The 24,353-nt window shown below is 44.2% G+C and carries 25 protein-coding genes and 1 other annotated feature; of the genes, 1 reads left to right on the forward strand and 24 read right to left on the reverse strand.

Annotated features, from left to right (window positions below; all coding sequences use genetic code 11):
- Positions 1-33 precede the first annotated feature (33 nt).
- The 23 genes from AS888_RS02685 to rpsU form a co-directional block, all read right to left on the reverse strand.
- Positions 34-645 (reverse strand): hypothetical protein, encoded by a 612-nt coding sequence (locus AS888_RS02685; RefSeq protein WP_061140671.1) that lies wholly within the window; start codon positions 643-645, stop codon positions 34-36.
- Between the two features lie 74 nt (positions 646-719).
- Positions 720-1,853, reverse strand: a complete 1,134-nt coding sequence (gene rpoD / locus AS888_RS02690) for an RNA polymerase sigma factor RpoD (RefSeq protein ID WP_061140672.1) — start codon at positions 1,851-1,853, stop codon at positions 720-722.
- A gap of 35 nt (positions 1,854-1,888) precedes the next feature.
- Positions 1,889-3,694 (reverse strand): DNA primase, encoded by a 1,806-nt coding sequence (gene dnaG / locus AS888_RS02695; RefSeq protein WP_155645384.1) that lies wholly within the window; start codon positions 3,692-3,694, stop codon positions 1,889-1,891.
- A 51-nt stretch (positions 3,695-3,745) separates the two neighbouring features.
- The gene (locus tag AS888_RS02700; RefSeq protein ID WP_061141027.1) at positions 3,746-4,201 is read right to left on the reverse strand and encodes a YaiI/YqxD family protein; all 456 of its coding nucleotides are present in this window, start codon (positions 4,199-4,201) and stop codon (positions 3,746-3,748) included.
- A gap of 504 nt (positions 4,202-4,705) precedes the next feature.
- Positions 4,706-5,515, reverse strand: a complete 810-nt coding sequence (locus AS888_RS02705; RefSeq protein WP_061141028.1) for a pyruvate, water dikinase regulatory protein — start codon at positions 5,513-5,515, stop codon at positions 4,706-4,708.
- Positions 5,516-5,543: 28 nt separating this feature from the next.
- The gene (locus tag AS888_RS02710; RefSeq protein ID WP_061141029.1) at positions 5,544-6,182 is read right to left on the reverse strand and encodes a helix-turn-helix transcriptional regulator; all 639 of its coding nucleotides are present in this window, start codon (positions 6,180-6,182) and stop codon (positions 5,544-5,546) included.
- Positions 6,183-6,338: 156 nt separating this feature from the next.
- Positions 6,339-8,405 (reverse strand): glycine--tRNA ligase subunit beta, encoded by a 2,067-nt coding sequence (gene glyS / locus AS888_RS02715; RefSeq protein ID WP_061140674.1) that lies wholly within the window; start codon positions 8,403-8,405, stop codon positions 6,339-6,341.
- Positions 8,392-9,288, reverse strand: coding sequence for a glycine--tRNA ligase subunit alpha (gene glyQ / locus AS888_RS02720; protein ID WP_061140675.1), 897 nt, complete (start codon positions 9,286-9,288; stop codon positions 8,392-8,394). Before glyQ ends, glyS begins: the two co-directional genes overlap by 14 nt.
- Before the next feature lie 101 nt (positions 9,289-9,389).
- Positions 9,390-9,565, reverse strand: a binding site (T-box leader).
- Between the two features lie 57 nt (positions 9,566-9,622).
- On the reverse strand, positions 9,623-10,375 hold the full coding sequence (recO, locus tag AS888_RS02725; RefSeq protein ID WP_061140676.1) for a DNA repair protein RecO: 753 nt from the start codon (positions 10,373-10,375) through the stop codon (positions 9,623-9,625).
- A gap of 33 nt (positions 10,376-10,408) precedes the next feature.
- The gene (locus tag AS888_RS24835; RefSeq protein ID WP_081092277.1) at positions 10,409-10,552 is read right to left on the reverse strand and encodes a YqzL family protein; all 144 of its coding nucleotides are present in this window, start codon (positions 10,550-10,552) and stop codon (positions 10,409-10,411) included.
- Between the two features lie 99 nt (positions 10,553-10,651).
- Complete coding sequence (era, locus tag AS888_RS02730; RefSeq protein ID WP_061140677.1) at positions 10,652-11,581, reverse strand: GTPase Era; 930 nt, start codon at positions 11,579-11,581, stop codon at positions 10,652-10,654.
- A complete protein-coding gene (locus AS888_RS02735) occupies positions 11,574-11,972 on the reverse strand; it encodes a cytidine deaminase (protein WP_061140678.1) in 399 nt (132 codons plus the stop codon). The genes era and AS888_RS02735 overlap by 8 nt, the downstream gene beginning before the upstream one ends.
- A 38-nt stretch (positions 11,973-12,010) precedes the next feature.
- Entirely contained in the window at positions 12,011-12,388 is a 378-nt protein-coding gene (locus AS888_RS02740) for a diacylglycerol kinase family protein (RefSeq protein ID WP_061140679.1), read from the reverse strand.
- On the reverse strand, positions 12,366-12,842 hold the full coding sequence (gene ybeY / locus AS888_RS02745) for an rRNA maturation RNase YbeY (RefSeq protein WP_061140680.1): 477 nt from the start codon (positions 12,840-12,842) through the stop codon (positions 12,366-12,368). Before ybeY ends, AS888_RS02740 begins: the two co-directional genes overlap by 23 nt.
- The gene (locus AS888_RS02750; protein ID WP_061140681.1) at positions 12,839-15,013 is read right to left on the reverse strand and encodes an HD family phosphohydrolase; all 2,175 of its coding nucleotides are present in this window, start codon (positions 15,011-15,013) and stop codon (positions 12,839-12,841) included. The genes ybeY and AS888_RS02750 overlap by 4 nt, the downstream gene beginning before the upstream one ends.
- Positions 15,014-15,204: 191 nt before the next feature.
- A complete protein-coding gene (locus AS888_RS02755; RefSeq protein WP_061140682.1) occupies positions 15,205-16,167 on the reverse strand; it encodes a PhoH family protein in 963 nt (320 codons plus the stop codon).
- A 3-nt stretch (positions 16,168-16,170) separates the two neighbouring features.
- Entirely contained in the window at positions 16,171-17,358 is a 1,188-nt protein-coding gene (yqfD, locus tag AS888_RS02760; RefSeq protein ID WP_061140683.1) for a sporulation protein YqfD, read from the reverse strand.
- A 15-nt stretch (positions 17,359-17,373) separates the two neighbouring features.
- Positions 17,374-17,658 carry a sporulation protein YqfC gene (gene yqfC, locus AS888_RS02765; protein ID WP_061140684.1) on the reverse strand — a complete coding sequence of 95 codons (285 nt, stop codon included), beginning with the start codon at positions 17,656-17,658 and terminating at the stop codon, positions 17,374-17,376.
- A 111-nt stretch (positions 17,659-17,769) separates the two neighbouring features.
- Entirely contained in the window at positions 17,770-18,270 is a 501-nt protein-coding gene (locus tag AS888_RS02770) for a hypothetical protein (RefSeq protein WP_061140685.1), read from the reverse strand.
- Between the two features lie 22 nt (positions 18,271-18,292).
- Complete coding sequence (floA, locus tag AS888_RS02775; protein ID WP_100530832.1) at positions 18,293-19,312, reverse strand: flotillin-like protein FloA; 1,020 nt, start codon at positions 19,310-19,312, stop codon at positions 18,293-18,295.
- A 21-nt stretch (positions 19,313-19,333) separates the two neighbouring features.
- Entirely contained in the window at positions 19,334-20,608 is a 1,275-nt protein-coding gene (locus AS888_RS02780; protein WP_081092278.1) for an NfeD family protein, read from the reverse strand.
- A 351-nt stretch (positions 20,609-20,959) separates the two neighbouring features.
- A complete protein-coding gene (locus tag AS888_RS02785; protein ID WP_061140686.1) occupies positions 20,960-21,403 on the reverse strand; it encodes a GatB/YqeY domain-containing protein in 444 nt (147 codons plus the stop codon).
- A 14-nt stretch (positions 21,404-21,417) separates the two neighbouring features.
- On the reverse strand, positions 21,418-21,591 hold the full coding sequence (rpsU, locus tag AS888_RS02790; protein WP_028391853.1) for a 30S ribosomal protein S21: 174 nt from the start codon (positions 21,589-21,591) through the stop codon (positions 21,418-21,420).
- A gap of 235 nt (positions 21,592-21,826) precedes the next feature.
- Between rpsU and AS888_RS02795 the strand changes: the two genes are divergently transcribed.
- Complete coding sequence (locus AS888_RS02795) at positions 21,827-22,759, forward strand: Na/Pi symporter (RefSeq protein ID WP_061140687.1); 933 nt, start codon at positions 21,827-21,829, stop codon at positions 22,757-22,759.
- A gap of 665 nt (positions 22,760-23,424) precedes the next feature.
- On the opposite strand, the gene deoC is transcribed toward AS888_RS02795, so the two are convergent.
- Positions 23,425-24,096, reverse strand: a complete 672-nt coding sequence (deoC, locus tag AS888_RS02800; RefSeq protein WP_061140688.1) for a deoxyribose-phosphate aldolase — start codon at positions 24,094-24,096, stop codon at positions 23,425-23,427.
- Between the last annotated feature and the right edge of the window lie 257 nt (positions 24,097-24,353).

Here is a 24,353-nt window from a genome sequence, read left to right on the forward strand (position 1 = left end):
TTCACCATATAAAACCGCCAAAACCCGTTTGGATTACAACAGCAAAAAATAAATAGTGACGGCAGCGCCCAAGCCTCCTGCGATCGAGAAATGAAGCAATTTCAATTTAACACCGAGTGCAATCCAGAATCCGCAATTCAAAAACAAGAACGAGCATAGAATCCCCACTTTTCCAGGTGCCATGAAATCAGCCAGGCCGACCGACAATAAAAGCAAGGATAGAGCCATACCCATCAAGGCCATCTGAAATACGAGCTTCCTGCCAATGAAGCGGCGGACCATCAGCCCAAAGACAATGATTGAAATAGTTGTCAGAAGCATTTGCATTCTTATGGGTATTTCAGTAAAATAATTCAAAAATACAATAAATGCAAAAAGCGCTCCCATCCACAGCATGGAAGAGAGATCTTTTTTTCCCTTCCGGTTTTCATACGAATTGGCTGGGGGCCTTTCGCCTTCAGAATATAATGTAAGCAGGTAATTACAATATTGCTCCGGAAGCATGCGACTTTCCTTCCAGGCATTTATTTCTTGAATGATGATTTTCTTTCTCATCTCATCCATGAATTTCACATCCTCATGACCATCAGTTCTTATTAAACGGCCTTTAGCCGCGGCTGGCAATCCGTGTGCATTTACATTCATCGCGAATTGGCAAAAAAAAAGCCGCTCCCGAACGCTGGGCATTCAAAGAGGGCTCTGTGAAGGGCATACCTATATTATTCCAAGAAATCTTTCAGACGTTTGCTGCGGCTTGGGTGCCTTAGCTTACGTAACGCTTTCGCTTCGATTTGGCGGATACGCTCGCGGGTAACTCCAAACACCTTACCTACCTCTTCAAGCGTCCGTGTACGGCCATCATCAAGTCCAAAGCGCAGTCTCAAGACGTTTTCTTCACGATCGGTCAGTGTGTCCAATACGTCCTCAAGCTGTTCTTTCAATAATTCATATGCTGCATGCTCCGATGGCGAAGTCGCATCCTGATCCTCAATGAAGTCACCTAAATGCGAATCATCTTCTTCACCTATCGGCGTTTCCAAGGAAACCGGCTCCTGAGCTATTTTCAGGATTTCGCGAACCTTTTCAGGCGTCAAGTCCATATCCTCCGCAATTTCCTCCGGTGAAGGCTCACGCCCTAGATCCTGAAGGAGCTGCCTTTGAACACGAATCAATTTATTGATGGTTTCGACCATATGCACCGGTATCCGGATCGTTCTTGCTTGGTCGGCAATGGCGCGGGTAATGGCTTGGCGGATCCACCATGTTGCATACGTACTGAACTTGAATCCCTTGCGGTAATCGAATTTCTCCACCGCTTTGATCAGACCCATATTCCCTTCCTGAATCAAATCAAGGAAAAGCATGCCGCGTCCTACATAGCGTTTGGCAATGGAGACAACCAGACGTAGGTTAGCTTCAGCCAAACGGCGTTTCGCTTCTTCATCCCCATCTTCGATTCGCGTAGCCAAGGAGATTTCCTCCTCCGCGGATAATAGGTCGACCCGGCCAATTTCCTTCAAGTACATCCGGACTGGGTCATTAATCTTAACGCCGGGAGGAACACTTAAATCATTCAGATCGAACTCTTCTTCTTTTGCGAGTTTCTTTTCATCTGGATCATCTTCATCATCGTCTTCCTCGCCATCAGTGAGGATTTCGACGCCATTTTCAGTCAACACCTCATAGAACTCATCCATTTGATCGGAATCCAATTCAAAACCGCCAATCATTTCAGCGATTTTTTCTAAAGTCAAAGAGCCTCGTTTTTTTCCTAGCTCTAATAATTTTTCTTTCACCTGCTCAAGGCTAAACTCATTATCAACTTGTTTGGAACGTGCTGGTTTTTCAGCCATTAGTTCCCCTCCTTCCAGGACTTACACCTAAACAACTACAACATTTTACGCAATTTAATGATTTCCATGGCTATTTGTGCAGCGGTGACATAATCGCTTCGTCTGACTGCATCTTTTTCTTCAACTTGTTTTTCTTTTATCTTTAACAACTTTTCATATTTCAACACTTGATTTATACAATCGGTCAGCTCTTTATCGGTAACTTCCTCATTCACTGACATCATTTCTATTTCCGAAACGATCCTTCTCAAGTTTGGATCCGGTAAATACGTTAGGAAAAAGCTTGTATCCGGTTCGTGTCCATCTTCATAGAACGCATATAAATAGGTGATGATTGCCTGATGTTCATCTACATGAAAGGATGTTTGGCCAAGCAACTGCTGAATTTTGAAACTCATATCCCTGCTTTTAAGCATATGGGCAATCAACTTCGTTTCAGCATTATGATGTGCAGGCTTTAACTTATGCTCATATTGCAGGGCCATTTTCTTTTGGGCTGCTGGCTGCGGCAAAGTCCCCTTCTTCCGTTCGGTAAAGAACACTTGTCGCTGCTGCTGCTCCAGCGCATCCAATGACAGGGAAAATTCAGAGGATATTTGCCGGAGATAATGATCCCTCTCCACTGCATTGGGCAATCGTGAAATTTCCTTAAGGACTTCTTCGATATATTGAATTCGATCTCCTTCATTATTTACATTTTTCCCTCGACGCAAATAATGCATTTTGAATGCCATGTAGGTTAAACTGGCCCCTATTACTTCAGAAACAAAGCTTTTTTCACCGAATTCCTTTATGTAGTCATCGGGGTCCAAGTTATCAGGCATGAGAGCGACCTTCACTGAAAAGTCTTGGTCCTGTAACATATTCACTGCACGATTGGCAGCATTCAAACCCGCAGAGTCCGAATCGTAGCAGATAAGTATCTGATCGGTATTCCTTTTAAGCAGTTGGATATGCTGCTCCGTCAGGGCAGTACCCATTGTTGCGACCGAATTCTCCACCCCTGCACGCACAGCTGAAATGCAATCGGCGAAGCCCTCAAAGATAACAACTTGTTCTTTCTTTCGTATATGTGGTCTTGCTTGATGAAAATTATATAAAGTTTTACTTTTATTAAAGATTGGCGTTTCGGGACTATTCAAATATTTGGGCTCATCGTCCCCCATCGCTCTCCCTGAAAACGCAATCGTATTTCCTTGATGATCCATAATTGGAAACATGACTCTATTTCTGAAACGGTCAAAATATGACTCGTCTTTTTCCCTGAAAATAATAAGCCCTGCCTGCTCCATATATTCCGCCGGAAATCCACGTTTCAAAAGAAACTTGGACACGAAATCCCATGAATCCAGCGAGTAGCCGATTTGGAACTTTTCTATCGTCTCTTCGGTAAAACCCCGCTTAAGCAAGTATTCGAGGGCTTCCTGCCCCTCATTCGTGTTAACGAGGAGATGATGATAGAACTTCCGCAGCAGGTCATGGGCTTCAACCATTTGCTGCGAGCCGGCAGGCATGTTGGAACGTTTGGAATCCTTATTAACTTCAACATCCAAAGGAACATTTCCTTTTTCGGCTAAAGCTTTTGCCGATTCCACAAAATTATAGCCTTCTATGTCCATCAAGAAGGTGAAAATGTTTCCGCCCGCCCCGCATCCGAAACAGTGAAAGATTTGTTTATCCGGTGAAACGGAAAACGAGGGCGAGTTTTCACCATGGAAAGGACAAAGGCCAAAGTAATTGCGCCCTTGCTTCTTCAGCTGGACATACTCCCCAATTAGATCAACAATGTCCACAGCTTCGCGAATTTGGTTAATTTTCTCATCTTCTATACGGCCATTTATCATTTTTCCACCTTGCCATATCGGTGATAGTTTCTAATTCGATACGGATTCCTAATTCCCTGCAAAGTTCGACAAAGTTTTCAAAAGTTTATTTGTAAAGCTAAGGCGATCTTCCTTCGTGAATGGTTTCGGCCCTTTCGTATGCTTACCTTGCCTGCGCAGCTTAGCCGACTGATACCGCATATCCAGGAGCATGAAAATATTCTCGTCCGTGTATTCCTTTCCCCTTGGAGAAAGAACGTAAACACCTTTAGGAAGCAGGGTCCCAGCCAATCCGATATCTGCAGTAACGACAATATCACCCTTTTTTACTGAGTTTACTATATAAAGATCCGCGGCTTCCTTGTCTGCATCGACATATACCCATTTCCCTTCAGGGTCATTCATCATATTCTTATATGATGCAACAAAACAGACATCAATATCGTGCAAACGGGCACAATGGAGGATCTCGTCTTTCACCGGGCATGCATCGGCATCGACATGTATCGTAGGTTTATCATTCATACCTTTTAATTCTACATCTTTCTGCATAATCCTTTTTCTCCCCTAAACTTTATGAAGATATAGTGAATGTTTCGGCATTAGTTCAGAGTACCTTCTCTAAAACAGCCAACGTTATTCTTCAAGGAATACCTGCTAATTTAAGTGGATGTGCCGCACATTGCGCTAAAAGCAGAGCGGGCCCATTTAAAATTATACGGAACATGTCGAATTATTTTTATGATAAAAACCTTGACATCTCACTAACCTTTAGTTTATTCCTTATTAATTAAGTCTAAACCTTAAGATTACTTTTTTCTCACAATTTTTTATTATAGTCTATTTGTTTGGAAGATGCCAACATTTAAATTACGTTTATATTTTCATGCAATCGAAGAAGTGAAATATGTAATTTTATTCTAATTTTGTTCGCAATCCCCTAAAGGAGGCTTAGCATTAAAATGTGAGCTGACACTACAAGTGTCCAGCTCACATTTTGGTTTTTCCCGATTTATGAAAGTGTAACGATCAGCGATTTTTGTTTTGCAGGATATTGATGATCAAATTGGCTGTTTCTTCCACTGCCTTATTGGTTACATCAATGATCGGACAGTTCAGCCTTGAGATGATCTTATCAAAGTATGTCAACTCTTCTTTTATGCGCTCCACATTTGCGTAAATGGCATGATCATTCAGCCCGAGTGACTTCAACCGTTCTTTGCGGATATGGTTCAGCTTTTCTGGACTGATCTTTAGACCAATGCATTTTTCCGGGGGGACCAGGAACAATTCTTCTGGCGGCTCCACCTCAGGAACTAATGGCACATTCGCCACTTTATAGCGTTTGTGGGCTAAATATTGTGAGAGCGGCGTTTTTGATGTGCGAGAGACGCCGACAAGAACGATATCTGCGCGTAAAATGCCTCGAGGATCACGGCCATCATCATACTTCACGGCAAATTCAATCGCTTCAACACGCTTGAAATAATCATCATCCAGCTTCCTTACAAGACCAGGTTCATTGAGCGGTCCTTTTGGCGCCCTTTCCTGGAGGATGTCCATGAGCGGTCCTAAAATGTCATAAGCAGACAGGTTTTCACGTTCGACCTGTGCCTTCATATACGCCCTGATAGCTGGCTTCACAAGGGTATAAGCAATGATCGCCCCATCTAGCTTAGCCAGTGAAATCACTTCATCCACGTTCTGTTCGTCTTCAATATACGGAATTCGCTTTATGGAAAAAGCCGACCCAGCAAACTGGCTGGCTGCTGCTTTGGTAACCAGTTCAGCCGTCTCCCCTACTGAATCCGATACAACATATATAATAGAACCCTTCATATTCTCCGTCATCCCTTTTGCAAGCCCCCTAATACCCTTCATCAGCCAAAGCTACGAATGCTTTGGTTATATTGGTTTTTGTAATTCTTCCAATTACTTCATAGCCTTTATCTGTGTCCTTGACGACCGGTAATGAATCGATTTGTTTATCTATCAATTTTTTGGCAACATCTATCAGAAGGTCTTCTTTTGAGCACATCGTAATATTGGGCATCCTGGTCATGATGATATTGACTGGAATGGAGTTAAGCTCCTGTTTGCCAATACTGGCACGCAACAAGTCCTTTCTGGATAAGACGCCGACAAGCAATGCATGTTTATCGACGACAAACATGGTCCCGACATCTTCTAAAAACATCATGACGATTGCATCATAAACGGAGATGCCCTCATCCACAACGACGGGGATCGATTGGTAATCTCGTACATATAGATGGTTCAGGCTGTCCGTCAAAAGCTGTGTACCCGACCTGCCTGTATAAAAATACCCCACACGCGGCCTGGCATCGAGGAAACCTGCCATCGTTAAAATCGCTAGGTCGGGACGAAGTGTAGCTCTTGTAAGATTCAATCTATCTGCAATATGTTCTCCAGTGATCGGTCCATTTTCTTTAACAATTTGCAAAATAGTTTCCTGACGCTTATTTAATTGGATTGTAATCACCACCCCACTGCGTTTCGCAGAGCAAAGTAACAAAAGTTATTCATTTAATAATTATATACTAAATTATTTAATAAAGGCATGTTTGTCCTATTTATCTTTTGGCAAAGGCGGAAACCCATTTCAAAAACAGGATTTCCCTTTGCCTTGCATCCCACTTCATCAAAGGATGATTTTATTCATTGCCGCGAAGCTTCCCACCCAATCACTGATATCTTTCATGAGCGATAATCGGTTAGTGCGGAGGGCTTCATCCTCTGCCATGACCATCGTATTTTCGAAATACGCCTCTATTTCGGTTTGCAGTGAAATAAGCAATTCAAACCGCTCATCTTCATTTTGGGATTTGGTATATTGCCTTGCTGCCTGCTGATACTTTTCATAAAGTGCTTTTTCTTGATCATTTTCAAAAGCGCTTGGATCGACGGTCACTTTTTCATCACATTTTCCGGCGATGTTCATGACCCGGCTTAAAGCCTCGATGCTTTCTTTAAAGCCCGCTTCTTCCTTTTTCGCCTCGAGGACGTGGGCACGCTCGACGATGGAATGGATATACCCGACTTTATTGAAAAGAACTGCATCAATCATATCGTAGCGGATTTGCTCTTCTTGCAGGAGATGCTTGATCCTTGCTTTGAAGAAAGTGAACATATCCGCTTTAACTTCTGCTACATCTCGTTTTAAGATTCCCTTTGCTTCGAGACCTTTAAGGCTTAAAGCGATGAGCTCCTCTAGTGAAACATTCCATTTCTTCTCGGCAAGGATCTGGACGACCCCGCTCGCCTGCCTCCTTAAAGCATATGGATCCTGGGACCCTGTCGGAATGACGCCAATGGCAAAGAAAGACGCGAGCGTATCCATTTTTTCCGCTAAACTTACAACCGCACCTATCACCGACGGCGGTACATCGTCATCCGCATGTCTTGGCATATAGTGTTCGTTGATGGCCGCAGCCACTTCTTTGGCTTCGCCTTTTAGAAGCGCGTATTTTTCGCCCATATAACCTTGCAATTCCGGGAATTCATAAACCATATGGCTCACCAAATCGAACTTGGCGATTTCAGCAGCACGGAGGGCCCATTCTTTTTCTTTCCCTAAATTCAGGACGTCCGCGAGCTTGCCCGCCACTTCCGTCACGCGCTCAGTTTTTTCGGCTAATGTACCGATTTCTTCATGATAGACGATGCTGTCCAGCTTTTTCAAAGCATCTGAAATTTCTTTTTTCTGATCTTCCTTGTAGAAAAATGCTGCATCGGATAAGCGGGCCCGCAATACTTTTTCATTGCCTTTAGAAACCTTATCCAAGTGCTTGGCATCTCCGTTACGCACGGTTACAAAGTATGGAAGTAATTTGCCTTCTTGGTCCTTGACAGGGAAATAGCGCTGATGCTCCTTCATCGAAGTGATCAGGACCTCCGCTGGAAGCTCAAGGAACTCTTCCTCGAATTGACCAAATAGGACCGTTGGATACTCGATTAAATTATTGACTTCTTCCAGCAACGATTCATCAACGGGGATGATCCAGCCTTTTTCCTGCTCAAGTCCGTTAATTTGATCTAAAATGACTTGCCGGCGTTTATCAGGATCGGCCATAACAAATTGCTCCGTCAACGTTCCTTCATACTGGTCCGGGTTCTCGATGATTGCTTTTTCACCCAAGAAACGATGACCTTTCGTTTCACGGCCCGTCTGCACGTCCGCAATTGAAAATGGCACGACGTCATGACCGAATAGGGCAATCAGCCACTTAATCGGACGGGCGAAGCGTAGCTCTTGATCGGCCCATCGCATATTTTTCGGAAACGTCATCCCGCTGATGATTTCAGCAAGCTCGGATAAAAGCTGTAAAGTCGGCTGTCCCTTGATGAATTTATTCACATGGGCATATTCAACACCCTTAAGTTCCTTGAAATAAATATCCTCGGAAGTCATGCCTTGACCCCTGACGAATCCCAAAGCTGCTTTGGACCAGTTCCCTTCACTATCCAAGGCGATTTTCTTTGCCGGTCCTTTTGCTTCTTCTTCAATATCCTTTTGGGATTCTTCCACATCTTTCACCAATACGGCCAAACGTCTTGGTGTTGAAAAAGCTTCAACCGTTCCGAATTCAATTGCTTTTTCCGTCAGCCATTTCTGCACTTTATCCGACAGCTGGTTCATCGACGCTGTCACGAACCGGGCCGGCAGCTCTTCCAAACCAATTTCCAATAACAAATCACGCTTGCTCATTTGTATTCTCCCCTTTCACTTTCAGAATCGGGAAGCCTAATTTTTCCCGCTCTTCATAGAAGGTTTTGGCAACCTTACGCGCTAAGTTTCGGCATCGGGCAATGTATCCGGTTCTTTCCGTAACCGAGATGGCCCCTTTTGCATCCAAAAGGTTAAATGTATGTGAACATTTCAAAACATAATCGTAGGCTGGGTGAACAAGACCTTCTTCCATTTGGCGATGTGCTTCCTTTTCATACATCGTAAACAGTTGGAACAGCATATCAAGGTCCGAGGTCTCAAAGGTATATTTTGAATGCTCGTATTCCGGCTGACCAAATATATCGCGAACAGTGAATCCTTCTGTCCATTCAAGGTCAAATACGTTTTCCTTATCTTGAATGTAGGAGGCGAGGCGTTCGATTCCGTACGTAATTTCAACGGAAACCGGCTTGCACTCAAGGCCGCCCACTTGTTGGAAATATGTAAATTGGGTGATTTCCATCCCATCAAGCCATACTTCCCAACCTAGGCCTGCACATCCAAGTGATGGGTTTTCCCAATTATCCTCGACGAAGCGAATGTCATGCTCAAGCGGATTTATGCCTAACGCCCGCAGTGAATCCAAATATAACTCTTGGATATTGTCAGGTGAAGGCTTCATGATCACCTGGAATTGATGATGCTGATACAGGCGATTGGGATTCTCGCCGTACCGGCCGTCTGCCGGGCGGCGTGATGGCTCGACATAAGCAACGCTCCACGGCTCAGGGCCAATCGCTCTTAGGAACGTGTAAGGGCTCATCGTCCCTGCCCCTTTCTCGACATCATAAGCATTCATTAATATGCAGCCCTGTTCAGACCAATGCTTTTGTAGCGTTAAAATCATATTTTGAATATTCATTGTACACCTCCAAATTATTTAAAACGGCTCTTTGTACATTCAGGACCGGAGTTCATCAACAGTTTTTTGCAAACAAAAAACTCCCGTCCCTATGCGTTATGCATAGGGACGAGAGTTTACCCGCGGTTCCACCCTAATTGCCGTCATAAAACGGCCTCTTTTCAAAGCAACATGCTCCGGAAACGCCCTTCCCTGTAAATCCATATCCCGGCTTCCACCGTCCCGGGCTCGCTTTTTATGGAGAATGACAGATACTCTTTTCCATCAACGCAATCTTCTATTTTAATGATTAGAATTTTATACAAACTATCACGGAATGTCAATAGGCCAGGTCTTAAAACATATCTTTCATCGTATCAATCTGTTTCAGGAACTTTTTTGATTTCAAATGAAGACCGGAATATTCCTCATAATAAGCATCAATGATTTTCTGCAGTTCCTTTTTCGTTTCCGGCTTGACGGAAATGTTTCCGAGCCTGGATAAATCCAAATAATAAAATATCCGCAGCAATTTGACGGCTGCAGGTGAAATTTTATAATGATAAGGATCTTTGCCTAGACAGCGGTGGCAAATGAACCCCGCTTCCCGGAGCGAGAAGGAGAATTCCCCTTCCGTTTCCCCGCAAACAGCACATTGATTAAGCACTGGGTTAATCCCATTGACTGGCAGCATCTTCATTTCAAAAATGAACTTCAAGACCTCTGCGTCATATTCTTCGTTTATGTAATGCAAGGTTTGCGCAAGCAATTCATACAAATATGGGTTCGGTTTTTTATCCTCGACGCTTTTATCGAGCAACTCCACGATGTAAGAAGCATACGCAGTGGCAAAAAGATCTTCCCTGATGAACCGGAGCGAGTCGACCATTTCCCCTTGCTGAAGACTTCCGAGTCCGGTTGATGTGGTTACAAGAAAATACCCGGAGCAAAAAAGCTGGGTGACGGCCGATAGCCTACTGTTAGGTTTACTGGCCCCTCTAGCCATAACGCCAATTTTTCCTAGCTCACGGGTATAAATAGTAATGATTTTGTTATTTTCTCCATATGCCGTTCGCCTTATGACAATGCCTTCACATTTTTGGAGCACACCAAGACACCACCCACACTCGTCAAGACTAACCTATGAAACGGGAAAATCAAATTCTGCTAGCTCTTCTTTCAGTACCAAGGGTCTTTCCTGTCTTTCGACTTCTATCTCCTTAAACAGCAAATAGGTGTCCACATTACCTGTTTCACTAAATAATTCCCAGGTAAAATCCAACATATAAAGCCCACCTTTCATTTTTAACTAGCAATATGAATATCCGACCATATAATTAGCTTGACCGTTTTCCAAACTTTCATGAAGCGTAAAATTTGTTAATTAATATTCGCTTTCATTGAATCCATAATCTCGAAGCTGACTGGCTTTATTGCGCCAATCCTTCTGTACCTTGACCCATAGTTCCAAGAATACCTTCGAGCCCAATAGGTTTTCGATGTCCACGCGCGCACGGCTTCCGACTTCCTTGAGCATCTTCCCTTGCTTTCCGATGACGATGCCTTTCTGGGAATCACGTTCGACGACGATGGTCGCCATCACATTAATGGTATCACTGTTATCCATCTTTTTAATGGAATCGATGACAACGGCCACCGAATGCGGAATTTCTTCACGCGTCAGGTGCAACACCTTTTCGCGGACCAATTCGGAAATGATGAAACGCTCCGGGTGGTCGGTCACTTGGTCAGCAGGATAAAACTGGGGACCTTCAGGCAGGTGCTCCTTGATTTGCTCAAGCAGTGTATCGACGTTATTCCCTTCAAGTGCAGAAATCGGAACGACTGCCGCGAAAGGATAAAGCTGTTGATATTTTTCAATGATCGGCAGCAGCTCATCCGGATGCATCGCGTCGATTTTGTTAACCACTAGGAAAACGGGCGTTTTTACGGTTTGAAGTTTTTCAATGATGAACTCATCACCGCGGCCATATCCTTCGGTTGCATTGATCATGAAAAGAATCAAGTCGACCTCTTTCAATGTATTCGTTGCCACTTTCATCATGAAATCACCAAGCTTATGCTTCGGCTTATGGATTCCAGGCGTATCGATGAATATCATTTGTGAGTCGTTTTGCGTAAGGACACCTTGCACCTTATTTCTAGTCGTTTGCGGTTTGTCACTCATTATGGCGATTTTTTGACCAATGACGCGGTTCAAGAACGTACTCTTTCCAACGTTGGGGCGGCCGATAATCGAGATGAAACCTGATTTGTAACCTTTTTCTTGTGTATCTTGAAATAATTTATCCATTTAAATCCTCCGGTGAAAAAGCTCCTGGAAGCAATTCCTGTACTGTTAATTCTTTTATATCACCATTTAAATTGGTCAAAACAACCGGCATATCCTTATCACACAGTTCAGATATAACCTGCCTGCACGCTCCGCATGGAGATACGGGGCCGTCTGTATCTGCCACGACCGCAAGTTTGGTGAATGCCTTATCATTATGTGCATATGCGCTGAACAAAGCGGTCCTCTCGGCACAATTGCACATGCTATAAGCGGCGTTTTCTATATTACAACCATGGTAGACCTTGCCATCAACGGTTAAAAGGGCTGCGCCCACTTTGAATTTGGAATAAGGCACATATGCTTTTTCCCTTGCTAATTTAGCTTCCTCAATCAATTCTTTCGTATTCAATTCTCATCTTCCTTTCAAATTGAGTGCCTCACTGAAAGCTAAAGGCCCAGCTTAGGCAAAAAAATAATCAATCCAACAATGATAGAAAATATAGCATATATGAATACAGCTCCGGCTGCAATATCTTTTGCCTGCTTGGCCAATGGATGGAATTGATCTGTAACCAGGTCCACTACCCTTTCAATCGCTGAATTGACGAGCTCCAATGCAATCGTTCCCGCTATCGCTGCCAATATGAAGAGCCATTCCATCCCATTCAAGGAGAAAAACCAGCCAAAGAATAGGATGATTGCCGTTAGCGCAAAATGTATCTTGATATTGCGCTCCGTTCGAACTGCCTCCAAAATTCCCTGACAGGCAAAAGAGAAACTTTTAATTAAAGGATACCTTTTTTTATCCTTCTCTTGAAAGTCCATATTCTTCCAAGATCTCCTTTTGTTTTGTGAACATCACTTTTTCCTCTTCTTCATTCATGTGATCGAATCCCAATAAATGAAGGAAGCCATGAAGCGCCAAAAATCCAAGCTCCCGATCGAAAGAATGCCCATATTCTTCAGCCTGCTCTTTCGTCCGCTCGATGGAAATGATGATATCGCCTAACATGCGGGGCATTTCCCCTCCAATAATCTCGACTTCATCTTCACCCATTTCTTCAAGTGCAAAGGAAATGACATCAGTGGCTGCATCTTTATGACGGTACTCCTTATTGATTTCACGAATTCTCTCATTGTCCACAAATGTAACTGACAACTCAGTATCTTCTTCGATCTTTTCTTTTTTTGCCGCAAATTGCAAAATGCTTTCAACAAGCTGTTGCGCTTCTTCCGTCACTTCATTCGTTTCATCCATTAAATCGATCGCTAAAATCATTCTTTCACCTTCTGTCCTAATTTATCCAGCTCCGGATATTCAATCCTGGAGTGGAAGATACCGTTCAGCGATTCACATAAGGAATGCTTCACGATACTTAATTCTCTCATAGTAATGTCACATTCATCAAATTGACCATCTTGGATCCTCTCCTGAATGATGAAACTTACCAGTTCTTCTATCTTGTCCGGAGTCGGATGCTGCATCGACCTCACGGCAGCTTCTACACTGTCGGCAATGCCGATGACCGCCACTTCCTTCATGATTGCCTTCGGTCCAGGATATCGGTAAGCATCTTCAAGCGTGGCATCATCCTGTTTCTTAGCCTTGTGGTAGAAAAATTTCAACAAGGTGGTCCCATGATGCTGCTCCGCAATATCCACGATTTCTTTAGGGAATTTATGGCTCCGCAGCATCTCCCCGCCATCCACGGCATGGGCAATGATGATATCCCTGCTCGTTTCAGGCTGCAGCCGATCATGCGGATTATCTCCGTTCATCTGATTTTCGATGAAAAAATGCGGCATTTTCGTTTTGCCGATATCATGATAATAACTGCCGACCCTTGCGAGCAGGCCATTCGAACCGATCGCCTCGCAAGCGGATTCCGCCAAATTGGCGACCATCACACTGTGATGGTAGGTTCCTGGCGCCTCGATCAGGATCTTCCTCAATAAGGGGTGATTCGGGTTTGACAGTTCGATCAGCTTCATCGATGATAGGATCCCGAAACCTGACTCAAAAAATGGCAGCAGGCCCATCGTCAATACAGCCGAGCCCACACCGGAACCTATGGCGGCAACAGCATAATACAAATACTCCATTCTAGTATAATGTCCGTCCATCATAAAGATAAGCGAAAATACAAAGGCCATATTGATTAAAGACAGCAACAGACCCGCCACCAGCACTTTTGATTTAAAATTAAGCCTCGATAAGATGAGTATTGCCGTCAATCCACCGAAAATAATATAAAGCCCCATCGAAATATCGAGATTTCCAGGCGTATCTCCATTGAATATGATCGTTCCATAAGAACCTAATAAAATGATCATCGCCACCGCTAGCTTATCGTTCAATAATATCTTGATGAGCATCGCAGACATGGCAACCGGAAAAATATATTCCAAATTCGAGTTTTTCATGTCCGCCAGAATGCTGATCGTTTTCATCATGGCCATTGAAAGGATAAAGACAAGACTGAAAATCAATAATTGATTGTACTTGTTCTCCTTTTTGGAAATGGAAAAGGTGAAAAAGTAATAAAAGGCAGCAAAGGTCAACACGATGAATAACAGCAGCCCGATATACGGGTAAATGGTCGACTCGGTATTCACAAAACCTGCCAGTTCAAGCTGCCGATATACGTCCCTGTCCACTAACTGATTTTCCTCAACGATGATCTGCCCTTGGAGGATTCGGATCGGCTCCACGCTTTCAATCGCTTTCCTCCGCTGTTCCTCCGTTTTATCCTTGTCAAAGAAAACATTTTGGATGATCGCCGTGCGCGCCAAGGAATTAGAGGCTTTTTTCATATCACTGCTGATACTCATATAGCCCAGTTCCTCTACGACCTTTTTCTTCGCATTTTCGACATCACTCGCTGCAATTCTGTTGCTCATCACATTATTCACCGCAGTGATGGTGGAGTCCCTCGCAATCTTCAGCTCATCTTCATCCGCCTGAACTAAAGCAAGGAAAACGGATTCCTCAATATTTTTATTGACCTCATCAGTCAATTTTTCTTTTAGAATGGAAACCTTTTGGGCATCCGTCTTCAAGGTTTCCTTTTTATTCTCCTTCTCCCCATCCTTTATATGTTCGTTATCGGGATCGGTTTCCTTTTTCACCTCGATCGCCGTATCGAAAATCGATGAAATCAGGTCGACTTTATTCTTGGCATACTCTTTTTTCAACGAATATACATCCGCCACCTGTTTAGCTATCTCTTCTTTTTCCTGTTCCGTCTTATAAGTATCTTCCACAGTCTTGGTTGAACGGATTGTCTGTTCCGCGGGCTTAAAAAGCTCCACTTGGACTCTTTCCGGTTTAACGTTGGAAAACATTAACCCATAAGCAAATACACCAAGAATGATGAACAAAAGCACTTGAAAAAAACGATGGACCAATAGCCCTTTAAGTTTAGCGAAGAATTTCTGGATACGATTCAAGGAAGGTCCTCCTAAAAAATTGATGGTTATTATTCTAGATATGTAAAATCATAACAGTTTTCATATCATTTTTCACCTGCGTATTAGATAAATGTAAGGCTTCTCTCGCCCCATTTCCACTTTTTCAAGAAAAAGGCGGGACATTTGGGCACATCACGAAAAATCCGCCGATTGAAATGGCGGATTCGTTCTTATACCTTTGCCTGTTCGTAAGCAGTGATGATTTTGGCAACAAGCGGATGTCGCACAACATCGCTTTGTTCGAAGTAAACGAAGGAAAGGCCTTTGACATTCTTCAAAATCTCCTCTACCCTTACCAATCCTGACTTCATCCCCTTAGGAAGGTCAATCTGGGTCCGGTCCCCGGTAATGACCATCTTCGACCCGAAGCCAAGGCGGGTCAGGAACATTTTCATCTGGGCTTCCGTCGTATTTTGGGCTTCATCCAAAATGACAAAGGCATCTTCAAGCGTACGGCCCCTCATATAAGCCAAGGGAGCGATTTCAATCGTCCCTCGCTCTATCATCCTCTGGGTCTGCTCCATCCCCAGGAGGTCATGCAGAGCATCGTAAAGCGGCCGCAGATAAGGATCTACCTTTTCCTTCAGGTCGCCTGGAAGAAAACCGAGGCTTTCGCCAGCTTCCACGGCAGGCCTTGTCAGGATGATCCGCTTAACCTGTCCATTTTTTAGCGCATTGATCGCCATCACTACGGCGAGATAGGTCTTCCCTGTTCCGGCGGGCCCGATTCCAAAAACGAGGTCGTGCTTCTTTATCGCCTGGATATAATATCTCTGCCCAATCGTTTTGACTTTAATCGATTTCCCCTTGGCCGTCTTGGCGACTTCCTCATCATATAATTCACCGAAATACTCAAGGGTTCCTTTTCTAGCCAATTCAATGGCATAAAGCACATCTCTAGAGCTGATTGCAATTCCTTTTCTGATCACTGTCAATAGGGCTTTCAGGATTTCCTGTCCCATCGTTACCCGATCGATGGCGCCAGCGACGCTGACGGCTTCACCGCGGGTAATGACGGAAATGCCCAGCTCCTCTTCAAGCACTTTAACATTTGAATCTCCATTGCCCAACAAAGCGATCGCTTCATTAGGTGACTCGATTTCAAGCTTAATTACTTTCACATCATCTGCCATTCGTTAGTCTCCTTGAATGATTGGTTGTCCAATCGCTATATCTTCAATAACTTGGTAATGTATAGACAATTTAACTTTACCATTCTCCATGCTTTCGTGCAAAATTTTTTCTTCGATGATTTCATCTTCCTCATCCAAATGCTTTTTCAATTCGGCTTTAGCCATTTTCCTACCTTCCTTCACCGCCTCTTCCCTCGTATAACTCCGGACGATATCCTCCTTGCTTCTTAAGGTTACCTGTTTATAGGAGATCGGCAGTTTCCATTGCAGGAAGTGAAAAGGCCTGACCGTCGTTTCCTTTTCCTGTTTGTCATATTTCGGATCCTTGAATCCCCATACAGGCAGGGAAAAGTCGCCCATTTTTAAATAGTGCTTATTCGTTTCATTTCCGTTCAAAACAGAAAATTTAGTTTTCAATGGAATTTTCACCTCTGCATTGTACCAGGTTTTCCCTTTGATTACTCCCTGTGCCGATACGATTTCCTGCTTATCTTCTTTTCCAATCAAACCTGAAACGAGAAGCTGTCCCTTTCCGACATAATCATTCACATTTACTATAGATTGCCCTTTTTTTACATACATATCAGCAATAACCGCCTTTTTCGAGGCCACCAAATTTTGCGGCGATGTTTTCTCGACTTCCTTCGGCTGCCGTTTTTCAACGACACGGAAATGGTACGTCGTTCCCTTGAGCTCGACCCCAACCCACGTCAATGCACCGATCCGATCCGAAAGCTTACGCTGGATGGTATCCACATCATCAACGAAAAATTGCACCTTGCCAATCTTCACGCCCATCTTGTCCAATTCTTTGCGGATGGCATGCTCGGTTGCCGGCTTCGCATCTTTCACCTCAATGCCCCACACCATATTGGAAAGCACGAAAATGCAAAGCAGGAACGCAATGAGACCGACCAGGAACCCGCTGTTTTTCATCACTCTCTTCACTAGGAAAGGAAAGCCCCTCCCCTGCATGAACGATACCTTGCAATCGCTTTTGCGCATGACCTGCCGAAGTTTCGGGATATCCCTGAAGTCCATATGGAAAATCAGGGCCTCACTACCGACGCGCTTCACATCCCAGATATGAAGCCCCCTTCGTGTCAACATATTGATAAGCCGTTCTGCACCTTTTCCATGTGCCTTCACTTTTACATAGCCTGTATAATAGTTTGTCCATTGGTTTTTCATGGAGACCTCCCGGGATCATTCATTAATAAAATAAACTTTGTCGATCTTGCCTTCAAGCATGATTTCTTCAGGCAAGATCGTCTTTATGACAAAGGAGCTTCCCTTTATCAGCAGCTGACCATTTTTTAACATCAATCGTACTTCACTGTCCGTAAAAGCCAATAAGCCACGATGGTTTTCAATGTAAATATGTAATTGTCCGATCATCGTAATTCGCGGCAGGTCCATCATGACATCTTGCGGAAGGTCCATTGTTTTGGTCATAAGCTGTTTCATTTTTTTTCCCCAATTGCGAGCCATAAAAAAGAACCCCCTTTCATCTCAATGTATGAGGTGAAAGGGGGTTCTAGCACAAAATTATCTGGGAATGAAAGTGTATTTTTTCATGAATCGGTCACGAGAGATGTCCGCTTATTTTCTAGACCTCTGGAGACTTCGCTTCGCCCTTGGCGGTCCCAGCACTTCTGACATGATGATGCCATCAATCAGCTGCTTTTTCCCGAAAGAAGGCCCTTTGCGATAAACGGGACTTCTATTATCGGATATGGCTGAGGCAATATTGTCTGCCTTCGCCTTCTGATATAAACGTTCCTGATCGTACTTCTGCTGAAGCCGCCTAAGCTCGGCAATCCTTTGGTTCGCTTCATTCTTCGTCTCATCGATTATCTCGGCAGCCTGAGGTGCCTGCTGTTCGACTTTCCTTACAGGTGCAGGGGCAGGACCTTGCTGCTGGTTCCCCTGCCCCTCACCTTGAAGCTCCCTCATGACATCCTGCCACTTCTTTTTAGGAGGACCGTTAGGGGCATCACTTTGCTGAGACTGCTTTTTTCTTCCTAACATGGACGATACAATGCCGATCAAGATAATGATTAGGAATGGGTTCCCGAGAAAGAAATCAATGATATCTCCCATTTAAAGACCTCCCTTCCCTAACCTAGTTGTTATGGTTGTTATTGTTATTATCTTTTGGATTTTCGGAGATTTTGCTGATCGAACCGCGCATATCCGTATCAGCGGTTATATTTTGGATGTTCATATAATCCATCACACCAAGGTTCCCGCTTTTAAGCGCATCGGCCATGGCCAGCGGTACTTCCGCTTCGGATTGGACAACCTTCGCACGCATTTCCTGAACGCGCGCAACCATTTCCTGTTCAAGGGCAACAGCCATCGCACGGCGCTCTTCGGCCTTGGCCTGGGCAATTTTCTTATCGGCTTCGGCTTGGTCCGTTTGTAGGATGGCCCCGATGTTTTTCCCGATATCCACTTCAGCGATATCGATGGAAAGGATTTCAAATGCCGTTCCCGAATCCAATCCCTTTGATAATACCGTTCTGGAAATCAGATCGGGATTTTCAAGGACATCCGTATGCATTTTCGAAGCACCGATCGTCGATACGATCCCTTCTCCCACTCGGGCAATGATCGTTTCTTCACCGGCACCACCGACTAGACGTTCAATATTGGCACGAACCGTGATCCTTGCCTTCGCTTTCACTTCGATCCCGTTCATCGCCACACCGGAGATGAACGGCGTTTCGATCACTTTAGGGTTAACACTCATTTGAACCGCTTGCAGTACATCACGACCGGCAAGGTCAATGGCAGCCCCACGCTCGAAAGGCAGCACGATATTGGCACGTTCCGCAGCGATCAATGCATTCACGACGCGATCGACATTACCTCCTGCCAGGTAATGGCTCTCCAATTGATTCGTCGAAACATTGATTCCTGCCTTATGTGCCTTGATGAGGGGATTGACGACCCTGCTTGGTATAACACGGCGAAGTCTCATCCCCACCAATGTAAATATACTGATCTTGACTCCTGCCGCCAAAGCGGAAATCCAGAGCATGACTGGCACGAATGTGAAAAATACCGATAATACGATGATGGCAGCAATCACTGCCAGTACAATAAAAACTGTTCCTGATGTTATCACGTAAGAATTCATCCTTCCTGTTTCCTTTAATTTTTAAATCGCATCCGGAATTTCCCGGACGACTACCCTAGATCCTTCAACCTTCACGATGGTGAGAGACGATCCTCTGGAAATGAAGCTTCCCTCGGTCACGACATCCACTCTCTCATCATTGATCAAAGCAGTTCCCGAAGGCCGTAAATCGGTTAGGGCCTTCCCTTTTACACCTAATAAATCGACTCGATTCGGATTGCTAACATACCCTTGCTCCGTCTTTGTTGCATCGGTTAAAATCATTTTTCTGAAAAATTTCATTTGTTTTCCAAACACCTTTACAAGTAGGATGAATGCCAAAATCGATACGGTAACCGCAATAAGCAGGGATATCGTCATATGGACCGGATCATCCGAAGCGAGGAACAAACTCCCCACGATCGCCGTAAATCCAAGCAGTCCGATAATTCCCCCTGGGATGAAAAATTCCGCCAGCACGAGGATGACCCCGATGATGAACATCGCCAACGATTCATAGCCGGTGATGCCTGCGACAAGATGACCATAAAAGAACAATACAAGGCTGGAAACTCCAATGACTCCCGGAATGCCAAAGCCAGGCGAAAACAATTCAATCACAATCCCGATGCCCGCAATCGTCAATAATATCGGAACGACAATCGGATTGGTCAAGAAACGGGCAAGTTTTTCAGGAAAGCTTTCTTCGATCGTTCGGATCTCGGCATCCTCGACCCCAAGTTTGCTGTATAGCTCCGCCTTTCCCGAAACGATCCCCTCACTATATCCAGCCTTTCTAGCCTGTTCAGCTGTAAATGTGAGCAGTTTTCCTTTTCCTGCTCCGTATTCGGGAAGGTTGATGTCTTCATCCGCCATCGCCTGGGCGAACTTCGGATCCCGTCCGTTTTGTTCCGCTGCCGTCTTCATCGCAGCCAGCCAATAGGACTGCGCCTTCTTGCTTGCAGCATTCCCCGCCGAATCAATCACGGCCGCCGATCCCATCGTAGCACTTGGGACCATGTAGATTTCATCTGCACTAAGGGCAATGTAGGCACCCGCAGATAAAGCCCTGTTATTGACATAGGCAACGGTTTTTACCGGAGAATCCGACAGTAGCTTGGCAATTTCCCCAGCTGCATCGACAGCACCGCCAGGGGTATTCACCTCGAAAATGACAAGATCTGCATCAGCAGCTTCAGCGGTGTTCAGCGCGCGCTCCAAAAAAGCCGAAAGTCCCTTTTCCACCGTTTCTTCAATCGGAACATGGTAAACGAGTTTCTCCTGTGCAGAAGCCGCCAATCCCCCAAACGATGACATGGTGAACAGCAACCCTAATAGGAGTACAGATATACAACGCCAAATTTTCAGGCGGAACGCCCCCTTCCCCTTAATTAAACGCTGTAAGTCCCACCAAATTCCAGAAGGATCCTTACCTGAATTCAATTCGTAACTAAAATCGGGATAAGGGCACCCGAAGTTACCCTTAACTCTGTTCTTTAGTTATTACGTATGTATATGAAAAAGGTTTCAAAAAAAAGCAAATAAATTTGTAAATGCCGTCACTCCATCGAGCTCCGTTACAATAATATACGCATAAAAACCTCGTGAAATACACAAAAACCACAGGCAATTTGCCTGCGGTTAGGTTTCGAGTTTTAAGTTTCGAGTTCAAGATAGATGTTGTAATACTAATTTGTTAACTAGAGAACCATCCGCTTTACCTTTAACTTTAGGCATTAAAGCTCCCATAACTCTCCCCATATCTGCTTTGGATGTTGCATTGACTTCTTCGATCGTCTGTTGAACGATGTCAGAAATCTCTTCTTCTGAAAGTTGCTCAGGCATATATGCCTCTACGTATACTAGTTCGGTGCGGACTTTATCCACGAGATCGGAACGACCTGCGTTTTCAAACTCCTGGAGGGAGTCTTTGCGTTGTTTTAATTCGCGAGAGAGCACTGTCAATTCTTCATTATCTGTTAAATCTTGTCTCAGCTTAAGAGCTTCGTTTTGAATAGAAGCCTTCAGCATCCGAATAACAGATAGTTTGTCCTTTTCCTTGTTCTTCATCGCTTGTTTCATATCATTATTTAAACGCTCGAGAAGACTCATCTTTCCACCCTCTCTTAGAATTTACGTTTTCTTGCAGCTTCAGACTTTTTCTTACGTTTTACGCTTGGCTTTTCATAAAATTCACGCTTCCTAGCTTCCTGAAGCGATCCTGCTTTAGATACAGTACGTTTGAAACGACGAAGAGCATCTTCAAGCGATTCGTTTTTACGAACGACGGTTTTAGACATCTCTTTCCCTCCCTCCGAAAACAACACACTAACTCAAGTTGTCAACATGTTATACATGTACTAAACAATTATAATATATCATCTTTATCAGGTCAACCAATATAATCAAACTTATTTTGAATTATTCTCATGTTCTTATAGGATTTTTTTCCCTAAACGATCATTCCACTAAAAAGAACCCTTTTTAAAGCATGTCTCCCCCAACTGGACCATATGCTTAAGAGGGGGTGAGAGCATGCATGAGCTATTTTTATTCGGACTCTACATAGCGATGTTTCTTGCAGGAATGTCAGTCTTGCGAATCGGACTGTTCAATATGTCAGGCGCCGCACTGAAGACTTTCCTCGCAAAGGTAACGGATAAGCCATGGAAAGGGTTTGTCGCCGGAACCGTATTTACCGGCATCCTTCAGAGCAGCTCAGCCGTCATGGTCATGACGGTCGGGCTCGTTTCTGCAGGAAGTTTAACTTTCCCGCAAACGATCGGGATTATCCTTGGAACGAATATAGGCTCTACTCTCACGGCTGAGTTCATGAGCTTCACGTTAGATCGATGGATCATTCCCGGCGTCATCTGCGGAGCCCTCCTTTGCTTCATGCCCAAAGTTTTGCCGAGAAGCTTGGGAATGTCACTCATCGGCATCTCAGCCATCTTTGCGGCGATGGGAGGATTCAAAACGCTCTCGACACCTATTGCCGCTTACCCATCCATCCAAACGATCATCGGTTACATAGAAAGCCATATGAGTTTTGCGTTAGTAGCGGGAATCACATTAACGGCACTCATCCACTCCAGTTCGGTAACCATCGGGATCGCGATGAGTTTCTTGATGAACGGGGAACTATCCGTCTCTTCCGCCATCATCATCATGCTCGGTTCCAATATCGGCACATGCATCACCGGATACATGGCCAGCATCGGTTCAGGCAGACAAGCTGCCTTTACAGCCTATGCCCATATTTGGCTTAATGTCCTCGGGGTTGCCGCTTTCCTGCCCTTTGTCGATATCCTGGAACGAACGGCTGCCTTTTTCACCGAAAACAAAGCGACCCAACTCGCTCACGCAAGCGTCCTTTTCAATATCCTGACTTCGCTGGCTGTCTTGCCAGTCGCACGCCACTTCTCCAACCTCATCCTTTGGGTGCATCGGCCAAGCTCGAAAGAATAAAGGCTCATCCTAAAAGTCAATGGCACTATCTACTGGACAGCCTTATATAAGATAGACTTAACCTAAACGCATAGATATTAAGGGGGGAGTGATTTTAGCTAATCTTTTTATAATTAGTCTTATGCTTTCACACCTAATGCAGTGGCTGAAAGGAAAGAAGGTATCCCAACTCCAGGGAATTACGGACCAATGAATGCCCCTTTTGTTCTATCTTCATTGCTAAGCATTCATGTATAATTTGTGGGTAAAATTGATCTGGACATACATTTGTATGCAGGATAACATGCATCAGCTTTTTTAGGTACAGCAGAGCAGTCGAAATGCTAATTAAAGAAAAAACTAACGTTGTTTATAAAAGTAAATGACCAGCTCGTTTCTTCATATTCCTCCCCCCATTTGATGAATTTAGTACAACACGTTTACTCCCTCTTGTCCCTTACTATCCATTCTAAATACACAATAAGCTTTTTTTTGAATGCATGGGTTCCAATAATGAAATATACAAATTCAAAAATGATACAGGCCTCTTTTTACATGGAAGCAATCCACATTGGCAAGTGGTATTTCTTAGACCACAATCAAATTTATTTTTAACATCAATAAAAAACAGGCGGAGAAAAATGATTCATTTTCTCCGCCTGTTTTTTTATAAGTCTTATTAAAAATCAATAATCGGAATCAGCCGTTAAGCCTTTTACGATGGAAACGCCGGCACTGGCGCCAATTCTTGTGGCTCCAGCTTCGATTACATTCTGAGCGTCAGCCGTGTTGCGGACTCCGCCAGAAGCTTTGACACCGATATCAGGTCCAACTGTTTTTCTCATCAGAGCGATATCTTCGACAGTTGCTCCTCCGGTCGAGAAACCAGTTGAAGTTTTCACGTAATCCGTTCCCGCTTTGACAGCCAGTTCGCAAGCGCGGACTTTTTCTTCCTCAGTCAATAATGAAGTTTCGATGATCACTTTTGATAGGGCCTTACCCGTAGAGGCAGCCACTACAGCACGAATATCACGCTCTACCAATTCATCATCCTTGTCCTTCAAGGCGCCGATATTGATCACCATATCGACTTCGTGGGCGCCATTGGAGATGGCATCCTTCGTTTCAAACGCTTTCGTTTCCGGTGTGGTTGCCCCTAGAGGGAACCCGATGACCGTACACACTTTCACTTCTGAACCTTCCAATAGTTCGCTTGCATATTTCACCCATGTCGGATTCACGCAAACGGAAGCAAACTTGTACTCGCGCGCTTCTTCGCATAATACCTTTATTTGCTCTTTCGTTGCATCTGCTTTTAATAACGTGTGGTCTATTAAACCTGCTACATTTTGTGACATATATTATCCTCCTCAAAACATATTGTAACTAGTTGTACGTACCTCTCATGATATCACAGTTTGTCCAATTTGACGATATATATAGTCTTTACCCGAATGATCAAAGAAAACACATAAAAAAAGACAGCGTAATTCGCTGTCTTACAGTTTGTAGACAAAAGGTTACGAGATTTGGGCTCTTCGAGCCACTATGTTAAGCCATTTTAGGACCTTGCCATGTCCAAGTGGCCATCTTCTTTACATTCATGGCAGCGAAA

Source organism: Peribacillus simplex (assembly GCF_001542915.1).
In the GTDB taxonomy this organism is placed as follows: Bacteria; Bacillota; Bacilli; order Bacillales; family DSM-1321; genus Peribacillus; species Peribacillus simplex_B.

Bases quoted from the DNA above. Each gene is read 5' to 3' on its own strand.
- AS888_RS02785 (WP_061140686.1), bottom strand. From the start codon at position 21,403: ATGAGTCTTCTCGAGCGTTTAAATAATGATATGAAACAAGCGATGAAG.
- glyQ (WP_061140675.1), bottom strand. From the start codon at position 9,288: ATGAATATTCAAAATATGATTTTAACGCTACAAAAGCATTGGTCTGAA.
- AS888_RS02770 (WP_061140685.1), bottom strand. From the start codon at position 18,270: ATGGGAGATATCATTGATTTCTTTCTCGGGAACCCATTCCTAATCATT.
- AS888_RS02755 (WP_061140682.1), bottom strand. From the start codon at position 16,167: ATGGCAGATGATGTGAAAGTAATTAAGCTTGAAATCGAGTCACCTAAT.
- AS888_RS02705 (WP_061141028.1), bottom strand. From the start codon at position 5,515: ATGAAGGGTTCTATTATATATGTTGTATCGGATTCAGTAGGGGAGACG.
- rpsU (WP_028391853.1), bottom strand. From the start codon at position 21,591: ATGTCTAAAACCGTCGTTCGTAAAAACGAATCGCTTGAAGATGCTCTT.
- floA (WP_100530832.1), bottom strand. From the start codon at position 19,312: ATGAATTCTTACGTGATAACATCAGGAACAGTTTTTATTGTACTGGCA.
- deoC (WP_061140688.1), bottom strand. From the start codon at position 24,096: ATGTCACAAAATGTAGCAGGTTTAATAGACCACACGTTATTAAAAGCA.
- ybeY (WP_061140680.1), bottom strand. From the start codon at position 12,842: ATGATTTTAGCGATCGATTTAATGGATGAAACGAATGAAGTGACGGAA.
- rpoD (WP_061140672.1), bottom strand. From the start codon at position 1,853: ATGGCTGAAAAACCAGCACGTTCCAAACAAGTTGATAATGAGTTTAGC.
- AS888_RS02780 (WP_081092278.1), bottom strand. From the start codon at position 20,608: ATGTCATCGTTTGGGGGATTGGCGGCTTCTGCACAGGAGAAACTCGTT.
- AS888_RS24835 (WP_081092277.1), bottom strand. From the start codon at position 10,552: ATGTTGGATTTTACCTGGGAATTATTTAGTGAAACAGGTAATGTGGAC.
- AS888_RS02795 (WP_061140687.1), top strand. From the start codon at position 21,827: ATGCATGAGCTATTTTTATTCGGACTCTACATAGCGATGTTTCTTGCA.
- era (WP_061140677.1), bottom strand. From the start codon at position 11,581: ATGGATAAATTATTTCAAGATACACAAGAAAAAGGTTACAAATCAGGT.
- glyS (WP_061140674.1), bottom strand. From the start codon at position 8,405: ATGAGCAAGCGTGATTTGTTATTGGAAATTGGTTTGGAAGAGCTGCCG.
- yqfD (WP_061140683.1), bottom strand. From the start codon at position 17,358: ATGAAAAACCAATGGACAAACTATTATACAGGCTATGTAAAAGTGAAG.
- AS888_RS02740 (WP_061140679.1), bottom strand. From the start codon at position 12,388: ATGGACTTTCAAGAGAAGGATAAAAAAAGGTATCCTTTAATTAAAAGT.
- yqfC (WP_061140684.1), bottom strand. From the start codon at position 17,658: ATGGCTCGCAATTGGGGAAAAAAAATGAAACAGCTTATGACCAAAACA.
- AS888_RS02685 (WP_061140671.1), bottom strand. From the start codon at position 645: ATGAATGTAAATGCACACGGATTGCCAGCCGCGGCTAAAGGCCGTTTA.
- AS888_RS02700 (WP_061141027.1), bottom strand. From the start codon at position 4,201: ATGAATGATAAACCTACGATACATGTCGATGCCGATGCATGCCCGGTG.